The 19,086-nt window shown below is 63.1% G+C and carries 15 protein-coding genes; 13 read left to right on the plus strand and 2 right to left on the minus strand.

The annotated features are described in order from the left end of the window. Positions 1–165: 165 nt before the first annotated feature. Positions 166–1,041, minus strand: a complete 876-nt coding sequence (locus BGP02_RS22235; RefSeq protein WP_017233843.1) for a LysR family transcriptional regulator — start codon at positions 1,039–1,041, stop codon at positions 166–168. 215 nt (positions 1,042–1,256) lie between these two features. Here BGP02_RS22235 and BGP02_RS22240 point away from each other — a divergent pair, with 215 nt between their 5' ends. Both BGP02_RS22240 and BGP02_RS22245 read left to right on the plus strand, forming a co-directional pair. Continuing rightward, positions 1,257–2,765: a CoA-acylating methylmalonate-semialdehyde dehydrogenase gene (locus tag BGP02_RS22240; protein ID WP_286799306.1), complete on the plus strand. Its 1,509-nt coding sequence runs from the start codon at positions 1,257–1,259 to the stop codon at positions 2,763–2,765. Between the two features lie 167 nt (positions 2,766–2,932). Then, positions 2,933–4,567, plus strand: a complete 1,635-nt coding sequence (locus BGP02_RS22245) for a GMC family oxidoreductase (RefSeq protein WP_017233841.1) — start codon at positions 2,933–2,935, stop codon at positions 4,565–4,567. On the opposite strand, the gene BGP02_RS22250 is transcribed toward BGP02_RS22245, so the two are convergent. Then, positions 4,509–5,684 (minus strand): MFS transporter, encoded by a 1,176-nt coding sequence (locus tag BGP02_RS22250; RefSeq protein WP_286799308.1) that lies wholly within the window; start codon positions 5,682–5,684, stop codon positions 4,509–4,511. The genes BGP02_RS22245 and BGP02_RS22250 overlap by 59 nt on opposite strands. A gap of 521 nt (positions 5,685–6,205) precedes the next feature. Here BGP02_RS22250 and BGP02_RS22255 point away from each other — a divergent pair. The 11 genes from BGP02_RS22255 (at position 6,206) to BGP02_RS22305 (ending at position 18,278) form a co-directional block, all read left to right on the plus strand. Next, positions 6,206–6,985 carry an ABC transporter ATP-binding protein gene (locus tag BGP02_RS22255; RefSeq protein ID WP_017233839.1) on the plus strand — a complete coding sequence of 260 codons (780 nt, stop codon included), beginning with the start codon at positions 6,206–6,208 and terminating at the stop codon, positions 6,983–6,985. An 8-nt stretch (positions 6,986–6,993) separates the two neighbouring features. Further along, entirely contained in the window at positions 6,994–7,755 is a 762-nt protein-coding gene (locus BGP02_RS22260; RefSeq protein WP_017233838.1) for an ABC transporter ATP-binding protein, read from the plus strand. A 76-nt stretch (positions 7,756–7,831) separates the two neighbouring features. Next, positions 7,832–9,031: an ABC transporter substrate-binding protein gene (locus BGP02_RS22265; RefSeq protein WP_026131933.1), complete on the plus strand. Its 1,200-nt coding sequence runs from the start codon at positions 7,832–7,834 to the stop codon at positions 9,029–9,031. 76 nt (positions 9,032–9,107) lie between these two features. Then, on the plus strand, positions 9,108–9,992 hold the full coding sequence (locus tag BGP02_RS22270; protein ID WP_017233836.1) for a branched-chain amino acid ABC transporter permease: 885 nt from the start codon (positions 9,108–9,110) through the stop codon (positions 9,990–9,992). Positions 9,993–10,003: 11 nt separating this feature from the next. Beyond that, positions 10,004–11,011, plus strand: coding sequence for a branched-chain amino acid ABC transporter permease (locus BGP02_RS22275; protein ID WP_017233835.1), 1,008 nt, complete (start codon positions 10,004–10,006; stop codon positions 11,009–11,011). A gap of 428 nt (positions 11,012–11,439) precedes the next feature. Continuing rightward, the gene (locus BGP02_RS22280) at positions 11,440–12,222 is read left to right on the plus strand and encodes a sulfite exporter TauE/SafE family protein (RefSeq protein WP_261939552.1); all 783 of its coding nucleotides are present in this window, start codon (positions 11,440–11,442) and stop codon (positions 12,220–12,222) included. Positions 12,223–12,465: 243 nt separating this feature from the next. Beyond that, complete coding sequence (locus BGP02_RS22285; protein WP_286799309.1) at positions 12,466–13,611, plus strand: ABC transporter substrate-binding protein; 1,146 nt, start codon at positions 12,466–12,468, stop codon at positions 13,609–13,611. Positions 13,612–13,868: 257 nt separating this feature from the next. Further along, complete coding sequence (hpaR, locus tag BGP02_RS22290) at positions 13,869–14,369, plus strand: homoprotocatechuate degradation operon regulator HpaR (protein WP_017233832.1); 501 nt, start codon at positions 13,869–13,871, stop codon at positions 14,367–14,369. Between the two features lie 292 nt (positions 14,370–14,661). Further along, positions 14,662–15,717: a branched-chain amino acid ABC transporter permease gene (locus BGP02_RS22295; protein WP_017233831.1), complete on the plus strand. Its 1,056-nt coding sequence runs from the start codon at positions 14,662–14,664 to the stop codon at positions 15,715–15,717. Positions 15,718–15,735: 18 nt separating this feature from the next. Continuing rightward, positions 15,736–17,532: a branched-chain amino acid ABC transporter ATP-binding protein/permease gene (locus BGP02_RS22300; protein ID WP_017233830.1), complete on the plus strand. Its 1,797-nt coding sequence runs from the start codon at positions 15,736–15,738 to the stop codon at positions 17,530–17,532. Continuing rightward, positions 17,532–18,278 carry an ABC transporter ATP-binding protein gene (locus BGP02_RS22305; RefSeq protein WP_017233829.1) on the plus strand — a complete coding sequence of 249 codons (747 nt, stop codon included), beginning with the start codon at positions 17,532–17,534 and terminating at the stop codon, positions 18,276–18,278. Before BGP02_RS22300 ends, BGP02_RS22305 begins: the two co-directional genes overlap by 1 nt. Positions 18,279–19,086: the final 808 nt, after the last annotated feature.

The raw sequence follows: 19,086 nt of genomic DNA on the forward strand, positions 1-19,086 counted from the left end.
CTTCCGGGATGCACCACGACGTGGGCGTGAATCGCGGGACAGGGGGGCTTTTCGACGGTTTGGAACCCGATGGCCCGAGCCACGAATTATGCGCCCCAACCGGGGGTAGAGGGCGCGGGGCGTCGGGCGTTGGGCGAGGGCGTGCCGTAGCCGTTGCTCGCGCGCTCAGGCCCAGACCGCCGTCACCAATTGCAAGGCGGCGGCGATGGCGGGTTCGTCGCGTCGCGAGGCCAGCGTGACGAACGTGAGTTCCGTCGGCACGCTCACGCCGTCAGCGATCACCAGACCATGGGCGTGCGCCTCGCGCAACGCGATCGAGTCGCGCACGAGCGACAGCCCGACGCCCGACTTCACCAGATCGAGCATCGACGGCTCCTGATCCACTTCCGCCACCTTCGTGGGCGACACGCCCAGAGCGCCGAAGCGTTCAGAGAGCAGGCGGTTGTGGGCCGATTCGGGGGGCGTCCAGATCCACGGCAACGCGGCGAGTTCGCGCCATCCGCGCCGGGCCACGCGCTCGCGCCAGCCGGCGGGTGCCAGCACCTGATACGAGAACGGCGTGAGCGTGATGGCGTGAAAGCGCTCGGGGTCAGGCAGGCCGAGATAGAAGCCGACGTCGAGTTCGCCGCGCCCCAGTTGTTGCAACACCGATCCGGACATCCCCTGACGCAGCGCCGTCTCGATCTGCGGATATGACTCGACCAGCCGTTTGAGAAAGGCGCCCAGCCGGGTGAATTCGGGGTCGAGAATCGTGCCGATGCGCAGCCGTCCGCGCACCGTGTCGCGCATCGCACCGGCCGCCTGCTGCAGATCGGCCAGCGCGGCGAGCATGCGCTCGGCCAGCGGCAACAGGGCCTGTGCGTCGCGCGTGAGCGCCAACCCCTGCGCCGTGCGTGTGAAGAGCGTGAGCCGCAGCGCCTCCTGGAGCGCCTTCGCCTGCAGGCTGACCGCCGGTTGCGTCAGATGCAGGCGTTGCGCGGCGCGCGTGAGGTTGCCCTCGTGGGCGATGGCGACAAACGCGCGAAGATGGGCGAGTTCCATGGAGGACATTCACGGGCGGCGCCCGAGGCGTGGATTATCGAGAAAGGGAGAGCGACATAAGTGAATCTTATATTGCTTTTGATAATTTCTCATTGGATTGTGTCGGTGCGCAGCAGTACGCTTGGGGCTTGATGTGGCGTGAGCCGTGGGGCGAGCGTCTGGCGAAACAGGCGGGGACCGTGTCACGGACCGGGCCGGATTGGGGAAAGACGAACATGAGCAATGCTGATATTCCGACGGTGCAACACTTCATCGGCGGTCGCCGCGTAGCGGGCGATGGCGAGCGTTTTGGCGACGTTTTCGATCCGGCGCACGGCACCGTGAGTGCGCGCGTGGCGCTGGCGGGTGTCAACGACGTGAACGCCGCGGTGGCGGCGGCCAAGGCTGCGCTGCCATCGTGGGCGGACACGGCGCCGCTCAAGCGCGCCCGGGTGCTCTTCAAGTTCAAGGCGTTGCTCGACGAGCATCAGGACGAACTGGCACGCATTATCACGCGCGAGCACGGCAAGGTGTTCTCCGACGCGCGCGGCGAAGTCACGCGCGGTATCGAAGTCGTGGAATACGCCTGCGGTGCGCCGAGCCTGCTCATGGGCAAGCACAGCGACAACATCGGCGGCGGTATCGACAACTGGCATTTGCGTCAGCCCGTTGGCGTATGTGCGGGCATTACGCCGTTCAACTTCCCCGTGATGGTGCCGATGTGGATGTTCCCGATGGCGCTGGCGTGTGGCAATACGTTCGTGCTCAAGCCGTCCGAGCGCGACCCGTCGGCCAGCTTGCTGATCGCCGAGTTGCTGCGCGAAGCGGGGTTGCCCGATGGCGTTTTCAACGTGGTGCAAGGGGACAAGGTCGCGGTCGACGCGCTGTTGGCGCATCCTGACGTCGACGCCCTGTCGTTCGTCGGTTCGACGCCGATTGCCGAGTACATCTATACCGAAGGCACGCGTCACGGCAAGCGAGTGCAGGCGCTCGGCGGCGCGAAGAATCACCTGGTGGTGATGCCCGACGCGAATCTCGATCAGGCGGTCGACGCGCTGATCGGTGCGGCCTACGGGTCGGCGGGCGAGCGCTGCATGGCGATTTCGGTCGCGGTGGCCGTGGGCCAGGTGGCGGATCGTCTGGTCGATGCGTTGGTGCCTCGTGTGAAGGCGTTGCGCGTGGGGCCGGGGGCGGACGAAGCCTCGGAAATGGGGCCGGTCGTCACGGGGGCTCACAAGGCGAAGATCGAGGGCTATATTGCCGATGGGGTGAGCGCGGGGGCCAAGCTGCTGGTCGACGGCCGCGGATTGCAGGTGCCGGGCCACGCGCAGGGGTTTTTCCTCGGCGGGACGCTGTTCGATCACGTCACGCCCGAAATGACGATCTATCGGGAAGAGATCTTCGGGCCAGTGCTGGCGGTGGTGCGTGTGCCGGATCTTGCGGCGGCCATCGACCTGGTCAATGGGCACGAATATGGCAATGGCGTTTCGTGCTTCACCAGCGACGGTGGCGTGGCGCGTGCGTTCTCGCGTCAGGTGAAGGTCGGCATGGTGGGCATCAATGTGCCGATTCCGGTGCCGATGGCGTGGCAGTCGTTCGGCGGCTGGAAGCGTTCGCTGTTTGGCGATCATCATGCGTATGGCGAGGAGGGCATTCGTTTCTACACGCGCTTCAAGAGTGTGATGCAGCGCTGGCCGGACAGCATCGCCAAGGGGGCGGAATTCACGATGCCGGTGGCGAAATAATCGAGTGCCGTGCGTATCGGCGCGCACCGGGGTGTCGCGCCGGATGTCGGACCTGACGACAAAAATGAACCCGGTGCGGGTGGCGACAGTCCATCCCACTCGGGTGCCGCACCAGTGTTGGCACCGCACCATGGCGAGTGCTGCGCCATCGACGGAGACAGGCGGGAATGAACAAGCAGGCAGCGAAGCCGGATCGCTTCGATTACATCATTGTGGGGGCCGGCTCGGCCGGTTGCGTGCTGGCCAATCGCCTCACGCAGGACCCCGACGTCACCGTGCTGTTGCTCGAAGCGGGCGGCAAGGATGACTATCACTGGATTCACATCCCCGTCGGCTATCTCTACTGCATCGGCAATCCGCGCACCGACTGGCTGTATCGCACGCAGGCCGAGGCAGGGCTGAACGGGCGTTCGCTCGCGTATCCGCGTGGGCGGGTGCTGGGCGGCAGCTCGTCGATCAACGGCATGATCTACATGCGCGGACAGCGTGAGGATTACGACGTGTGGGCCGACGCCACCGGTGACGATGGCTGGCGGTGGGACAACGTGCTGCCGCTCTTCAAGCGCAGCGAGGATCACTACAAGGGCGGTACGGCGTTTCACGGCAGCGGGGGCGAGTGGCGTGTCGAGAAGCAGCGCCTGTCGTGGCGCGTGCTCGATTCGTTTGCGGACGCCGCCGAGCAGGTGGGTATCCCCAAGACGGACGACTTCAATCAGGGCGACAACTTCGGCATTGGCTATTTCGAAGTGAATCAGCGGCGCGGTGTGCGCTGGAGTGCGGCCAAGGGGTTCTTGCGTCCGGCGTCGCAGCGGCCGAACCTGACGATCATCACGGGCGCGAGTGTGAGTCGCTTGCTGTTCGACGGCACACGCTGTACAGGCGTGGCGTATCGCGGCGGCAATGAAGACTTCACGGCGCTGGCGGGTGCCGAAGTGATTCTTGCGGCAGGGGCGGTGAATTCGCCGCATCTGCTGGAGGTTTCGGGCATTGGCGATGGCGAGCGTCTGCGCGGTTTCGGGATCGATGTCGTCTCGGACCTGCCGGGCGTGGGCGAGAACCTGCAAGACCATCTGCAATTGCGCACCGTGTACAAGTTGCGCGGGGTGCCGACCCTCAATCTCACCGCCAACAGTTGGTTCGGCAAGCTGAAGATCGGCATGCAATATGCGTTTGCGCAGCGCGGACCGATGAGCATGGCGCCGTCGCAATTGGGGGCGTTCGCTCGCAGTCGCGAGGATATGGCGCGCCCCGATCTCGAATACCACGTACAGCCGTTGTCGCTGGAACGCTTTGGCGAACCGTTGCACAAGTTCAATGCGTTCACGGCGTCGGTGTGCAATCTGCGGCCGACGTCGCGCGGCCATGTCCATCTGAGCTCACCTGATGCGCGCGTTGCACCGAGCATCGCGCCGAATTATCTGTCGACGGAAGCGGATTTGCGCGTGGCGGCGGATGCCATCAAATTGACGCGCCGCATCGTGGGCGCACCGGCGTTCGCGCGCTATGAACCGCGCGAATATTTGCCGGGGCCATCGGTCCAGACCGACGCGGAGTTGAAGCGCGCGGCGGGCGACATCGGCACGACGATCTTTCATCCGGTGGGGACCTGCCGCATGGGCCGAGCGAACGATCCGGAGGCGGTCGTCGATGCGCAGTTGCGCGTGCGCGGCGTGCAGAACCTGCGCGTGGTCGATGCGTCGGTCATGCCGGTCATCACGTCGGGCAACACGAACTCGCCGACGATCATGATTGCCGAGCGCGCGAGCGACATGATTCGCGCGGCGCGCAAAGCAGGGCGGTGAGCGAGCACGTGATCAGCAGGCTGGCGAGTATCGCGAGTCGCGGCGGATCGACGGCCGTGATGACGAGCGTCAGGGTGCCCGCCATCGTGAAGCGGATGGCCCCTATCATGGCCGCAGCCGTGCCGGCGTGCGTCTCGAAGCGGGCCATCGCAAGCGTTGTGCTGGCGGGACGCACTGCGGACGCGCCGAACGTGACGATCAGCATGGGGATGAGTACGGTGACGACATGTATTCCAATCAGGACTCCCAGCAATGCCATCAGTCCACCCGCCATCGCCAGCAGCATGAATCCCGTGCGGATTTGATCGCGCGCGTCACGCACGCGGGCCATGCGTCCTGCCGCGAAGCCAGCCGCCACGTAGGTCAATCCGTAGATGGCGAGCATCTTCCCATAGGCGCTCGCTGAATACCCGAGGTCGTCGATGAAGATCGCAGGGGAGAGCATGATGAACGAGAAGTGGCAGACGAAGGCCATCGCGGCCTGGCTGGCGTAGATCATGAACTGGCGATGCCGCAGCATTTGTGCGTACAGCCGAACGTATTGCGCGAGGCCGGAATTCGTTTGCGGCATAGATGCCGGGAATCGAACCGCTGTGACAAAGCCCGTCAGGGCGCCCAGTCCTGCGAAGGACCAGAAAATGGCACGCCAGCCGGCGGCCTGCGTCAATGCCACGCCCACAAGTGGGGCGAGCGCGAGGCAGACACCCGCGAACGTGAGGGTGAAAATGCGCGCGCGCCATCCGGTCTCGCCGGGGAAGGCGTCCTGCAGAATAGCCTGGCAAAGCGCGAAGCCCGCGCAGCCTGCGCCCTGAACGATGCGAAAGGCGAAATGGATCTCGTACGTCGTGGCGCATGCGCTGCCGACGGCACCCATGCTCGCAAGCATCAGGCTGCCGAGCAGCACGCGCTTTCGACCGAAGCGATCGGACATCGGGCCGACGATCAATTGCAGTCCTGAGAGTGTCAGCACCACATGGCCGACGATGGCGGCGATGGCGCGGACGTCGATCCGAAAGTCGAGCGCCATGGCTCCGAACGCGGGCAATGTGACATCGAGCAGCAGCGCGCTGATCGCCGTGAGTGAACTGGTGAGCCAAAGGACTTCCGCGCTGCGCATATCGAATCTCTTCCGGGGAGAGCGTTCGATGCTGTCACGAAGCGACGCGGCGTAGTTTGGTGAAAATCCGATGATGACGGCGCCAGGCGCACTTTCCGGATTTCCGGATATTTACCTTAAAACTTACGTAGTAATACCTAATGTCGGTTGCGCGACCCATGGCGGGGCATCGTCAAACGGGGCCGGACGCTTTTTTGCGGGCGCGGTAAAAGCCTTATGCCATAAGGGGTTTGGGACGTGTTCGCGCCGCGATCGAAGGGTCTCCAAAGCGTGTGCGCATGCGCGTTTCGGTAGACGCGAAGCCTAGTGCAAATCCCAATGATCGCGTTGCAGCAAACCACACACAATATCGGTTCCCAGTGTGCGACCGGACCAAGAATTCGGCGACACACCTCGGGACGCGGGGCACCTCGCCGACGACGCCACCCACAGCGATGTCCGCCTGCCTCGCGGTTGTCACAGACGATGGTGCCGAGGCGGTCATTTGCCTCGCACCGCCAACCAGGAATGTGGCAGGAGACATGGCGAACAACGATTACATTCTCGAGACCCGCGGACTCACGAAAGAGTTTCGTGGCTTCACCGCCGTGAACGGGGTCGACCTGCGCGTCGCGCGCGGTACCATTCACGCACTCATCGGGCCTAACGGCGCCGGCAAGACGACCTGCTTCAACCTGCTCACCAAGTTTCTCGTGCCCAGCGCCGGCACCATCACGTTCAACGGTGAGGACATCACACGCGAAGCGCCCGCGCAGATCGCGCGACGCGGCATCATCCGGTCGTTCCAGATCTCCGCCGTCTTCCCGCACCTCACCGTGCTCGAGAACGTGCGCATCGGCCTGCAACGCAACCTCGGCACCGCGTTCCACTTCTGGCGCAGCAGCCGTTCGCTGCATCAGCTCGATGCCCGTGCCATGGAATTGCTCGCGGAAGTCAGCCTGACCGAATTCGCCGATACGCTGACCGTGGAGCTGCCCTACGGGCGCAAGCGCGCTCTCGAGATCGCCACGACGCTTGCCATGGAACCCGAACTAATGCTGCTCGACGAGCCGACGCAAGGCATGGGCCACGAAGACGTGGATCGTGTCACCGCGCTCATCAAAAAAGTGTCGGCCGGTCGCACGATCCTGATGGTCGAGCACAACATGAACGTGATCGCCGGCATTTCCGACACCATCACCGTGCTTCAGCGCGGCGAGGTGCTCGCCGAAGGGCCGTATCACGAAGTCTCGAAGAATCCGCAGGTGATGGAAGCCTATATGGGCACCGCGGACGGCGAATTGCAGGGAGCGCACGGGTGAGGACGTCTATGTACGGTAACGGCGGCGGTAATGGTGGCGCGAATGTGCCCGCACTCGAAGTCGAAGGACTGCAGGCCTGGTACGGCGAATCGCACATCCTGCACGGGGTGGATCTGGCGGTCGGCCGCGGCGAGGTCGTGACGCTGCTCGGACGCAACGGCGCCGGGCGCACCACCACGCTGCGCGCCATCATGGGCCTGACTGGCCAGCGTCAGGGCTCGATCCGGATCGGCGGCGAGGAGACCATTCACCTGCCGACCTACAAGGTTGCGCACCATGGCGTGGGCTACTGCCCCGAGGAGCGGGGCATTTTCGCGAGCCTGTCGTGCGAGGAAAACCTGTTGCTGCCCCCTTATATCGGTGTGCGAGGCGATCGTCGCGACGACGGCGGGCGCGGAATGTCGCTCGACGAAATCTATGACATGTTCCCCAACCTGAAGGAGCGTCGCCACAGTCCCGGCACGCGCCTGTCGGGCGGCGAGCAGCAGATGCTGGCGGTGGCGCGCATTCTTCGCACCGGTGCGAATCTGCTGTTGCTCGATGAGATCTCCGAAGGGCTCGCGCCCGTGATCGTGCAGACGTTGGCACGCATGATCACCACGCTCAAGGCGCGGGGCTACACCATCGTGATGGTGGAACAGAATTTCCGTTTTGCGGCTCCGCTGGCCGATCGCTTCTATGTGATGGAGCACGGCAAGATCGTGGAGCGCTTCGGCGCTCCGGAGCTGGAGGCGAAGATGCCGGTGTTGCACGAGTTGTTAGGGGTATGAGGTGACTTGCCCGGCGCGCAGGCGTTCCGGGCGATGAAACCAGGCAATCCAATCCACGAAGGAGACAAAGATGACGATGCGGATGAAGGCGTTGGCGGTTGCGGCTGCGTTCGGTTTTGCGGCGATGGCCTCACAGGCCCATGCCGACGGCAATGCGGTGAAGATCGGTTTCATTACCGATATGTCGGGCCTGTATACCGACATCGACGGGCCGGGCGGGGCGGAAGCCATCAAGATGGCCATCGCCGACTTCGGCGGCAAGGTCCTCGGCAAGCCGATCGAGCTGGTCACCGCCGATCACCAGAACAAGGCGGACGTCGCGGCGTCCAAGGCGCGCGAATGGTTCGACCGTGATGGCGTGGACATGCTGATCGGCGGCACGAACTCGGCGACTGGCCTCGCGATGAACAAGGTCTCGGCCGAGAAGAAGCGCGTCTACATCAACGTGGGCGCCGGCTCGGATGCCCTGACCAACGATCAGTGCCAGCCGTACGGCGTGCACTATGCCTATGACACCGTCGCACTGGCGCGTGGCACCGGCTCGGCCGTCGTGAAGGCCGGCGGCAAGTCGTGGTTCTTCCTGACGGCCGACTATGCGTTCGGCCACGCGCTGGAGAAGGCCACGGCCGATGTGGTCAAGGCCAACGGCGGCACGGTGAAGGGCGAGGTGCGACATCCGCTCTCGGCCTCGGACTTCTCGTCGTATCTGCTCCAGGCGCAGGCGTCGGGCGCCCAGGTGCTGGGTCTGGCCAATGCCGGCGGCGACACGGTCAACGCCATCAAGGCCGCGAAGGAGTTCGGCATCAAGGGCAAGATGCAGATCGCCGGTCTGCTCGTGTTCATCAACGACATTCACTCGCTGGGGCTGGATAACACCGGCGGCATGTACTTGACCGATAGCTGGTACTGGGACAAGAACGACAAGACGCGTGCCTTCTCCAAGCGTTACTTCGACAAGATGAAGAAGATGCCGTCGAGCCTGCAGGCCGGCGACTATTCGGCCACGATGACCTATCTGAAGGCGGTTCAGGCCGCGGGCTCGACCGACGCCGACAAGGTGATGGACGAACTGCACAAGATCAAGATCGACGACATGTTCAGCAAGGGTTACATCCGCAAGGACGGCTCGATGATCCACGACATGTACCTGATGCAGGTCAAGACCAAGCAGGAATCGAAAGCGCCGTGGGATTACTACAAGATTGTCGCCACGATTCCGGGTGACAAGGCATTCACTACGCCGCAAGAGTCGACCTGTCCGGTCTGGAAGAAGTAAGCGCCGTTAGCACGATGCTCCGAAAGCGGCGGGACGCGTGTCCCGTCGCGACCTTTCTCGCAGAGAATCGATTTCGATGGAATTACTAGGCATCCCCCTGCCGGCGCTGTTGAGCCAACTGCTGCTGGGACTGGTGAACGGCTCGTTCTACGCCATGCTGAGCCTCGGCCTGGCGGTGATTTTCGGCCTGCTCAACGTGATCAACTTCGCGCACGGCGCGTTGTTCATGCTGGGGGCCATGCTCGCCTGGATGGGCGGCAACTATCTCGGCCTCAATTACTGGGTCATGTTGATTCTCGCCCCCGTTGTGGTGGGCATCATCGGTATCGTCATCGAGCGCACCATGCTGCGCTGGATCTACAAGCTCGATCACCTGTACGGCCTGCTGCTGACGTTCGGCATCACGCTCGTGCTCGAGGGCGTCTTCCGTTCGATCTACGGCGTGTCGGGGCAGCCCTTCGACGCCCCCGACATGCTCTCCGGCGCGACCAATCTCGGCTTCATGTTCATGCCGAACTATCGCGCGTGGGTGGTGGTGGCTTCGCTCGTGGTGTGCTTCGCAACGTGGTTCGTGATCGAGAAGACCAAGATCGGTGCGTATCTGCGCGCGGGGACCGAAAACCCGAAGCTGGTGGAAGCGTTTGGTGTGAACGTGCCGCTCATGATTACGCTGACGTATGGCTTCGGGGTGGCGCTCGCCGCGTTTGCGGGCGTGCTCGCCGCGCCCGTTATCCAGATCTCGCCGCTCATGGGGCAGTCGATGATCATCACCGTGTTCGCGGTGGTCGTGATCGGTGGTATGGGCTCCATCATGGGTTCCATCCTGACCGGTCTGATGCTCGGGATCATCGAAGGCTTTACCAAGGTGTTCTACCCGCAAGGGTCTGCGACCGTGGTGTTCGTCATCATGGTGATCGTGTTGCTGCTGCGCCCGGCAGGGTTGTTCGGCAAACAAAAGTAAGGGGCGGAACCATGCAACAAGAGACGCAACAACGGGTGCTTTATTCCCTCTTGCTACTGGCGCTGATCGTCGCGCCGTTCGCCGGTGCGTATCCGGTATTCATCATGAAGGTGCTGTGCTTCACGCTGTTCGCTTGTGCGTTCAACCTGCTGCTCGGCTTTACGGGTCTGCTGTCGTTCGGCCATGCCGCGTTCTTTGGCAGCGCAGGCTACGTCACCGGTTATGTGGTGCGCAATCTGGGGTTCACGCCGGAAGTCGGCATCATTGCGGGCGTGGCGGCCGGGGCGTTGCTTGGCCTCGTCATGGGGGTGCTGGCGATCCGGCGGCAGGGCATCTACTTCGCGATGATTACGCTGGCGTTGGCGCAAATGCTGTACTTCCTCTGCCTGCAAGCGCCGTTCACCGGTGGCGAGGACGGCCTGCAAGGCGTGCCGCGCGGTAGCCTCTTTGGCCTGCTGCCGCTCGATTCCGACCTCACGCTGTATTACGTGGTGCTGGCCATTTGCGCGTTGGGCTTCCTGCTCATCATGCGTGTCGTGCATTCGCCCTTCGGTCAGGTGCTCAAGGCGATCAAGGAGAACGAGCCGCGCGCCATCTCGCTCGGTTACGACGTCGATCGCTTCAAGCTGCTCGCGTTCGTGCTGTCGGCCACGCTTGCCGCGCTGGCCGGTTCGACCAAGACGCTGGTGCTGGGCTTCGCGACGCTGACGGACGTGCATTGGACGATGTCGGGCATGGTGATCCTGATGACGCTGGTGGGTGGGCTGGGTACGATGTTTGGGCCGGTGGTGGGCGCGGTGGTGATCGTCGTGCTGGAGAACAAGCTCGGCGACATCGGCGACTGGCTCGCGACGGCCACGGGCGTGACCTGGTTCCAGACGCTCGGCGAGTCGGTGACGATCGTCATCGGGGCGATCTTCATCATCTGCGTGCTGGCCTTCCGCCGCGGTCTGGTGGGCGAGCTGGTGGCGCGGAGCCGGTTGTTCCGCCCTACGCGCACCACGGCGCAACCTTCTTGACGGAGGCGCGGGCGCACCGGCTTGGGGCGCCCGCTCTTCACCCTGGCGCACGCGTGTCGGAAAAAACCTAATCCGTAGGGGTAAATGCTGACTTGTGGTGCATCGGGTGCTCCTTTATTCTCTCCTTCAGTTCGCGTCACGGCAGGATATAGGGGCGAGGATCGAGGAGACAATAAGCGCGATAACGCGCACCGCCAAAAAGGAAGCGCTGTTGGAGAAAACTCCAACAGCGCTTTTTATATTGGGCTTCGCCGCAGTGCGAAGCCGTCATCCGCAGAAGCCCGATTCTCGTCCCCCGACAGTCCTGGTCGCATGCCCCGCCCCCCTCACGTTCCTCCATCAGCACTTCTGCGCGCCCATGTCCGGCGTGTCCTTGCTGCGATCGGAGCACGTCCCGAAAAACACCTGTTTGCCGATAGGGGGGACGGATGTTGACGAGTGGGGCGCTGACCGATTGGCTGATGCTCGCGGTCGGGGCGTTTGTGGCCGGTCTGGTCGATGCGGTGGTCGGAGGTGGCGGGCTGATCTCCGTACCGACGCTTTTCGCCGTTTTCCCGAACGCGGCGCCGCCGTTGCTGTTCGGTACCAACAAGCTGGCCGGTATCTGGGGCACGGCATCGGCTGCGCTGCGCTACGCGCGCGGCATTCAACTGCGCTGGGCCATTCTGTTGCCGGCCACCGTCGCCGCCTTCTTGTTTTCGTTTTGCGGTGCGTACGCCGTCTCCCATGTGCCGGCCGACGTGCTTCGCAAGCTGCTGCCGTTCGTGCTGACCGGCGTGGCAATCTACACCCTGCGCAAGAAGGATTTCGGGACGGTTCACGCCCCTGTGACAGGTGGGGCGGGGGTGACCCTCATGGCGATCGCCGTGGGCGGCGCCATCGGCTTCTACGACGGTTTCTTCGGCCCCGGCACGGGCAGCTTCCTCGTCTTCCTGTTTGTCCGCCTGTTTGGTCAGGATTTCGTCAACGCCTCGGCGTCGGCGAAGATCGTGAACGTGGCGACCAACCTGGCCGCGCTGTGGCTGTTTGGCATGGGCGGGCACGTTGCGTGGCAGGTTGGCCTCGGCATGGCGGTCATGAACGTGCTGGGCAGTCAGGTGGGCAGCCGGCTCGCGCTCAAGCGCGGCGTGGGTTTCGTGCGACGCATGTTCCTGTGTGTGCTCGCCGTGCTGATCGTGAAGACCGGCTATGACGCATTGCTTCGCGGCTGACGGGAGACCGGACAGCATCGCGCGTGCGCAAGTGCGGCATCGGTGGTGAAGGCGGCGCCCGGCGCCGTTCGGACGTAAGCCTTTGCGGTTGAAGCCACAGGTGGGGAAACCGCACTTTACGAGAAGGCGCCGGTGCCCGTAAGATGAGCGACAATTTGCCGACTGCGCGGTCGGTTAATATCGGGCCGGCGGGTTCAACAATGGTCAGAACAACGAATTCAAAATTTTTGCGAGGAGACCCAAATGAAACTGAAGTTGCTGTGCGTGGCGTCGGCGATGATGCTGGCTACGGGCGTTGCGAGCGCCCAGGTGAAGATTGGCGTGTCGCTGTCGGCGACCGGTCCGGCGGCTTCGCTGGGCATTCCCGAGAAGAACACCATTTCGCTGCTGCCCAAGACGATCGGCGGCCAGTCGGTGCAGTACATCCTGCTCGACGACGCGACCGACACCACGACGGCCGTCAAGAACATGCGCAAGCTGATCAGCGAAGACCACGTTGACGCCGTGCTCGGCTCGACGGTCACGCCGAACTCCCTGGCGATGGTCGACGTGGCGGCAGAGACGCAGACCCCGATGGTCTCGATGGCCGCGGGCGCTGCCATTGTCGAACCGGTGGACGCCAAGCGCGCTTGGTCGTTCAAGACCCCGCAGAACGACATTCTGATGGCCACCGCCATTGCCAAGCACATGGCCGACAACGGCGTGAAGACGGTCGCGTTCATCGGCTTCTCCGACGCCTACGGCGAAGGCTGGCACAAGGAGTTCCAGAAGGCTGCCGATCTGAACAAGATCAAGGTCGTGGCCAATGAGCGCTTCAATCGTGCCGACACGTCGGTCACGGGCCAGGTCCTCAAGATCATGGCGGCCAATCCGGATGCCGTGCTGATCGCTGGTTCAGGTACGCCGGCAGCGCTGCCGCAGCGCACGCTCAAGGAGCGCGGCTACAAGGGCAAGCTGTATCAGACCCACGGTGTCGCCAACAACGACTTCCTGCGCGTTTGCGGCAAGGATTGCGACGGCACGTACCTGCCGGCGGGCCCGCTGCTCGTCGTCGACCAACTGCCTGCCGACAATCCGGTGAAGAAGTCGGCCGCTGCCTACAAGGTCGTGTATGAAAAGGCATACGGCGCGGGCTCCATCTCGACCTTCGGCGGTCACGCCTGGGACGCCGGTCTGTTGCTGCAGCGGGCCATTCCCGTTGCGCTGAAGAAGGCCAAGCCGGGCACGGCCGAGTTCCGCGCGGCATTGCGCGAGGCCCTGGAGAACGTCAAGGACATGCCGGGCACCGCGGGCATCTTCAACATGAGCGCGAAGGACCACAACGGCCTGGACCAGCGCTCGCGCGTGATGGTGGAAATCGTCAACGGCAAGTGGAAATTGGCGAACTGATGGGCGCCGGGGCTGCCTATAGCTCACAGGCATGCCCCGCTGTCACCTCCGATGGATCTGCGGTATCGGCGCCCGGTTGGACCGACCGGGCCAGAAGAACGGGCGTTCGCGCCCGTTTTTTTTGAGCGTGGTAGTTTCGCGCTTCGCAAAGAGACGGCAGGACATGCGTTTGCGAGCGGCACCTGAGAGGCCGCATTGTCCCAACCTGATCGCCGCCGCCGGGGGGCTGGCCGGCCGATCCTTTCGAGCGTAAATCCATGACGGGTGAATTCGAACACCGCAACCTATCGTTGGTGTTGTTACAGACGCGGGAAGCGGCAATGGGGCTGTTCCGACCCTTGCTCAATCGTTATGACATCACGGAACAACAATGGCGTGTGATAAGGGCCGTCAACGATAGCCAATCCGGGGAAATGGAAATCGGGCAGGTCGCACGGGAGTGCTGCATCCTCAGCCCGAGCCTGTCCGGCATGCTGGAGCGCATGGAGGCGTCGGGCCTCATCATTCGCCGTCGGATGGCAGTCGATCAGCGTCGCGTGATGGTGTCGCTTACGCCATCGAGCCGCGCCCTATGCAAAAAGCTCGGTCCGCTGGTCGAGGCGCGCTATCGCTATCTGGAAGACAAGGTCGGGCGAGACACGCTCGCCGAGATCTACCGGCTGCTCGACGTCGTGCGCGAGGCCCTGCCGCCGGAGGTGCTGGCCGCTGCGCCATCGCTGCCGGACAAGCCGCGTCGCCGCCGGAAGGTGGCGGAATGACCGTTTTCGGGACGCCTGGCATTGCGAGGATGGCCGGTGCATGCCCGGCGCGGGTGGCGAGGACGACATGGCAGGCAGCGACGTCACTCGAAAGACGTCGATGACTCAGTAGTCGCCCGAGTTTTACCAATGCATAATGATTTATACAATACATAATTCTGTGCGCTGTCACACGGGGACCGTGGGGGCGTAGGGATATGAAGGGGAACGGGGTGGCAGCGCGCTGCGCCGTGCATCACACCGGCTGTCTCGCCAGTCGGCTCAAGAAGTACTCAAACGAAGTGAGAGGAGCATGGATCTTTCGATTGCAGCCATCCTGGCGCAGGACGGCATCACCACGGGTGCGATTTATGCCTTGCTGGCATTGGCACTGGTGCTGGTGTTCTCCGTCACTCGCGTCATCTTCATTCCGCAGGGCGAGTTCGTGTCGTATGGCGCGCTTACGCTGGCGGCACTGCAAACCCAGAAGTTTCCGCTGACGAGCTGGATGCTTGTGGCGATGGGCGTATGTACGTTCGTCGTGGAGACGGCGGGCGTCTTGCGTCACAGCGAGCGTCGCAAGCTGGCGGGGCGCTTGGTGCCGACGCTTGCGGGCAAGTACCTGGTGTTTCCGATTGCCGCGTTCTTCGTCGTCAGGGCGTTGGCACCGATGAATCTGCCGATGCTCGTCCAAATCGCGCTCACGATGTTGCTCGTCGTGCCGATGGGGCCGATGCTCTATCGTCTCGCGTACCAGCCGCTGGCGGAGGCGAGCACGCTGTTGCTGCTGATCGTCTCCGTGGGCGTGCACTTCGCGCTGACGGGGCTGGGGCTCGTGATGTTCGGGGCGGAAGGCTCGCGCACGCAGGCATTCTCCGACGCCAACTTCAACATCGGCTCCGTCATGGTGTCTGGCCAGAGCCTGTGGGTGTTGGGCGTCTCGGTCGTGATGATCCTGGCGTTGTACTTCTACTTCGACCGTTCGCTCTCGGGCAAGGCGTTGCGTGCGACGGCCGTGAACCGGCTGGGCGCGCGGCTCGTGGGCATCGGCACGGTGCAGGCGGGGCGTCTGGCGTTCACGCTGGCGGCCGTGCTGGGCGTGCTGTGCGGCATCCTGATCGCACCGATCACGACGATCTATTACGAGTCGGGCTTCCTGATCGGCCTCAAGGGCTTCGTGGGCGCGATCATCGGCGGTCTGGTGAGTTATCCGGTTGCGGCGCTGGGCGCCATTCTGGTCGGCCTGTTGGAGTCGTACTCGTCGTTCTGGGCGAGTGCGTACAAAGAGGTCATCGTCTTCACGCTGATCCTTCCCGTGCTGCTGTGGCTGTCGCTCACAAGCAAGCATGTGGAAGAAGACGAGGAATAAGCCGGGGCGGACCACAGAATGAAAAACAAATACTTCCTGATTTTCCTGGTGGTGCTGGCCGTGTTGCCGGTGCTGCCTGCACCCGTGCGTTTGCCTGAGTACTGGGTAACGCTGCTCAACTACATCGGTCTATACAGCATTGTGGCCATTGGTCTCGTGCTGTTGACGGGCGTGGCGGGCATGACGTCGTTCGGACAGGCGGCATTCGTCGGTCTGGGCGCCTATGCGACCGCCTACCTGACGACTGCCTATGGCGCGTCGCCGTGGCTCGGCCTGATCGTCGGGGTGATCATCACCGCGGCGGCAGCGCTCGTCATTGGCGCGATCACCATGCGCCTGTCGGGCCACTTCCTGCCGCTGGGCACGATTGCATGGGGCCTGGCGCTGTACTACCTGTTCGGCAACCTGGAGTTCCTTGGCAAGTACGACGGTCTGAACGATATCCCGACGATCAGCCTCTTCGGCAAGGAATTGGCGAGCGGGCGTCAGATGTACTACCTGATCTGGATCGTTGTGGTGCTGGCGGTGGTATCGGTCAAGAACCTGCTTGATTCGCGTCCTGGCCGCGCCATTCGTGCGCTCAAGGGCGGTGGCGTGATGGCCGAGGCGATGGGCGTGAACACTGCGTGGATGAAAGTGGTCGTGTTCGTGTACGCCGCCGTGCTCGCCGCCATCTCGGGCTGGTTGTACGCGCATTTGCAACGCGCCGTGAACCCGACGCCGTTCAACCTGAACCACGGCATCGAATACCTGTTCATGGCCGTGGTGGGGGGCGTCTCGCATGTGTGGGGCGCGGTGCTCGGCGCCGCGATCCTGACCGTGCTCAAGGACTACCTCCAGAACATCCTGCCGATGCTGTTGGGTGCGAACGGCAACTTCGAGACCATCGTCTTTGGCGTGTTGCTGGTGCTGCTGCTGCAATATGCGCGCGACGGCGTGTGGCCCTTCTTCGGCAAGATCTTCCCGGCGCGTCGTGTCGCGAAGGCGCCGGAGCAAGCGGATCCGCTGGGTCATCGTGCCAAGCCGGCGGTCGGCGAAGTGGTGCTGACGCTGGACAAGGCGCGCAAGGAGTTCGGCGGCCTCGTAGCGGTCAACGACGTCTCCTTCCAGGTCAAAGCAGGCGAGATCGTGGGGCTGATCGGGCCGAACGGCGCGGGCAAGTCGACCACGTTCAACCTCGTGACCGGCGTGCTGCAGGCCACCCGCGGCGAGATCTCCTTCCTCGGCGAGCGAATCGACCGGCTGCCGTCGCGCGAGATCGTCAAGCGCGGTATTGGCCGTACATTCCAGCACGTGCGCTTGATGCCGCAGATGAGCGTGCTCGAGAACGTTGCGATTGGCGCCTATCTGCGAGACAAGAACGGGCTGCGTCGACGTCCCCAGGGCGGCGTGTGGTCCAGCGTGCTGCGTCTTGATCGTCAGGAAGAAGCCATGTTGCTGTACGAAGCCAAGCGGCAGATCGAGCGTGTGGGTCTCGGCGCGCACATGTATGACGAGGCGGGCAGTCTCGCGTTGGGCCAGCAGCGTATTCTGGAAATTGCACGCGCATTGGCGTGCGATCCCACATTGCTGTTGCTCGACGAGCCGGCAGCCGGCCTGCGCTACAAAGAGAAGCAGGCGCTGGCCGATTTGCTCAAGAAGCTCAAGGACGAAGGGATGAGCGTGCTGCTGGTCGAGCACGACATGGACTTCGTGATGAACCTGACCGATCACCTCGTCGTGATGGAGTTCGGTACCAAGATCGCCGAAGGCCTGCCCGAAGACGTGCAGAAGAACCCGGCAGTGCTCGAAGCGTACCTGGGAGGAGTGGAGTGATGGCAGACGCGATTCTGGAGGTCAAGGACCTCGCCGTGGCGTACGGCAAAGTCGAAGCGGTGCACGGTGCGCATCTGCGGGTGGGGGCGGGCCAGATCGTCACCGTGATCGGTCCGAACGGAGCGGGCAAGTCGTCCATGCTCAACGCCATCATGGGGGCATTGCCGCACAACGGCTCCAGCCGTGGGAGCGTCGCGTATCTCGGTCACGAGATGTCGGCGCTGGGCATCGAAGCCCGCGTGGCCCGCGGCATGTGCCTGGTTCCGGAAAAGCGGGAGTTGTTCTCGACGATGACCGTCGAGGACAACCTGTTGCTGGGGGCGTACCGTCGCAAGCGGGCGGGGGAGAAGAACTTCCTGGACCAGATGGAAGTCGTCTACGCCCTGTTTCCGCGTCTCAAAGAGCGCCAGAAGCAGCAAGCGGGGACCTTGTCAGGCGGTGAGCGCCAAATGCTCGCGGTGGGCCGTGCATTGATGGCCAAGCCGCAATTGCTGATGCTTGACGAGCCCAGCCTCGGGCTGGCGCCACTGATCGTCAAGGAAATCTTCCACATCATCAGCGACTTGCGTAACACCGGTGTGGCCACGCTGCTGATCGAACAGAACGCTCGCGCGGCGTTGCAGGTGGCCGATTACGGCTACGTCATCGAGACGGGCGAACTCGCGTTGGAAGGCCCGGCGCAAGAACTGGCCAACAATCCTAAAGTCATCGAAACGTATCTGGGGCTGGCGAAGAAGGCTGCCTGAAGGGCGTCGCTTGTCGCGTTGGTACCCCCGGAGAGCCCGCCACTTTGGCGGGCTTTTTCATTTTCGGAGGTTGACCGGCACCCGTCGGTGACTGTTATCTGCCCCTATTTTTTTTGAAGAAATGAGGGGCGCCATACACTGCACCGGTGGACTCAGTTATTCACAGTTGCTTGTGGATATTTGCAGCGCTGCAAAATCCATGGCGCACTGCCGCAATAAGGGGTTTGGCGATATTTTCGAGAATCTCAAGGAAATGACATTTGAGGTTATCCACAGAAAAGCAAACTCCCGAAAGCGATTTGCGGGGTAAGAGGGCACCTGTGGATATGCGGGTTTCAAAGTGCAATGCCAGGAGGCGCTTTCGATTTTGTAGCGTCGCTTTTGCTTCCGAGGTTTTCACGTAGAGCGTGAGGGAAAATAAGAAAGCAGAAACGCCGCGTCCCCGCAATCAGGTGACGTGCTCTCATCCGTCCGGGCAGTGGTCATTGATTGTTGGCACACTGATTGTGCTCCACCTCAAAGTTACTCCGTCAGGGCTCCGCCAATCTCACTACTATTGCGTTCGATCTCTCAACCGCGTCCTCCATTGAAGTCCGCTGGCGCCGCCGAGATGAAAAAGGGGGGCGGTGGAATTTGAGAGTGAGGTGGTGGAGTCATGCCTTCACGTCGCGATAACGTCAAAGCAACCGCCGAATCCACCCGACCAGGTTTCACGTGAAACACCGAGTGACGATCCGGCGATGGTTGTCCTGGGGCAATGGATTGGCGGAGATTGCCGGTGCCCTGACGGAGCGACTTTCAAGTGGAG

The sequence above is a fragment of the Pandoraea sp. 64-18 genome (genome assembly GCF_001899225.1).
GTDB lineage: Bacteria > Pseudomonadota > Gammaproteobacteria > Burkholderiales > Burkholderiaceae > Pandoraea > Pandoraea cepalis.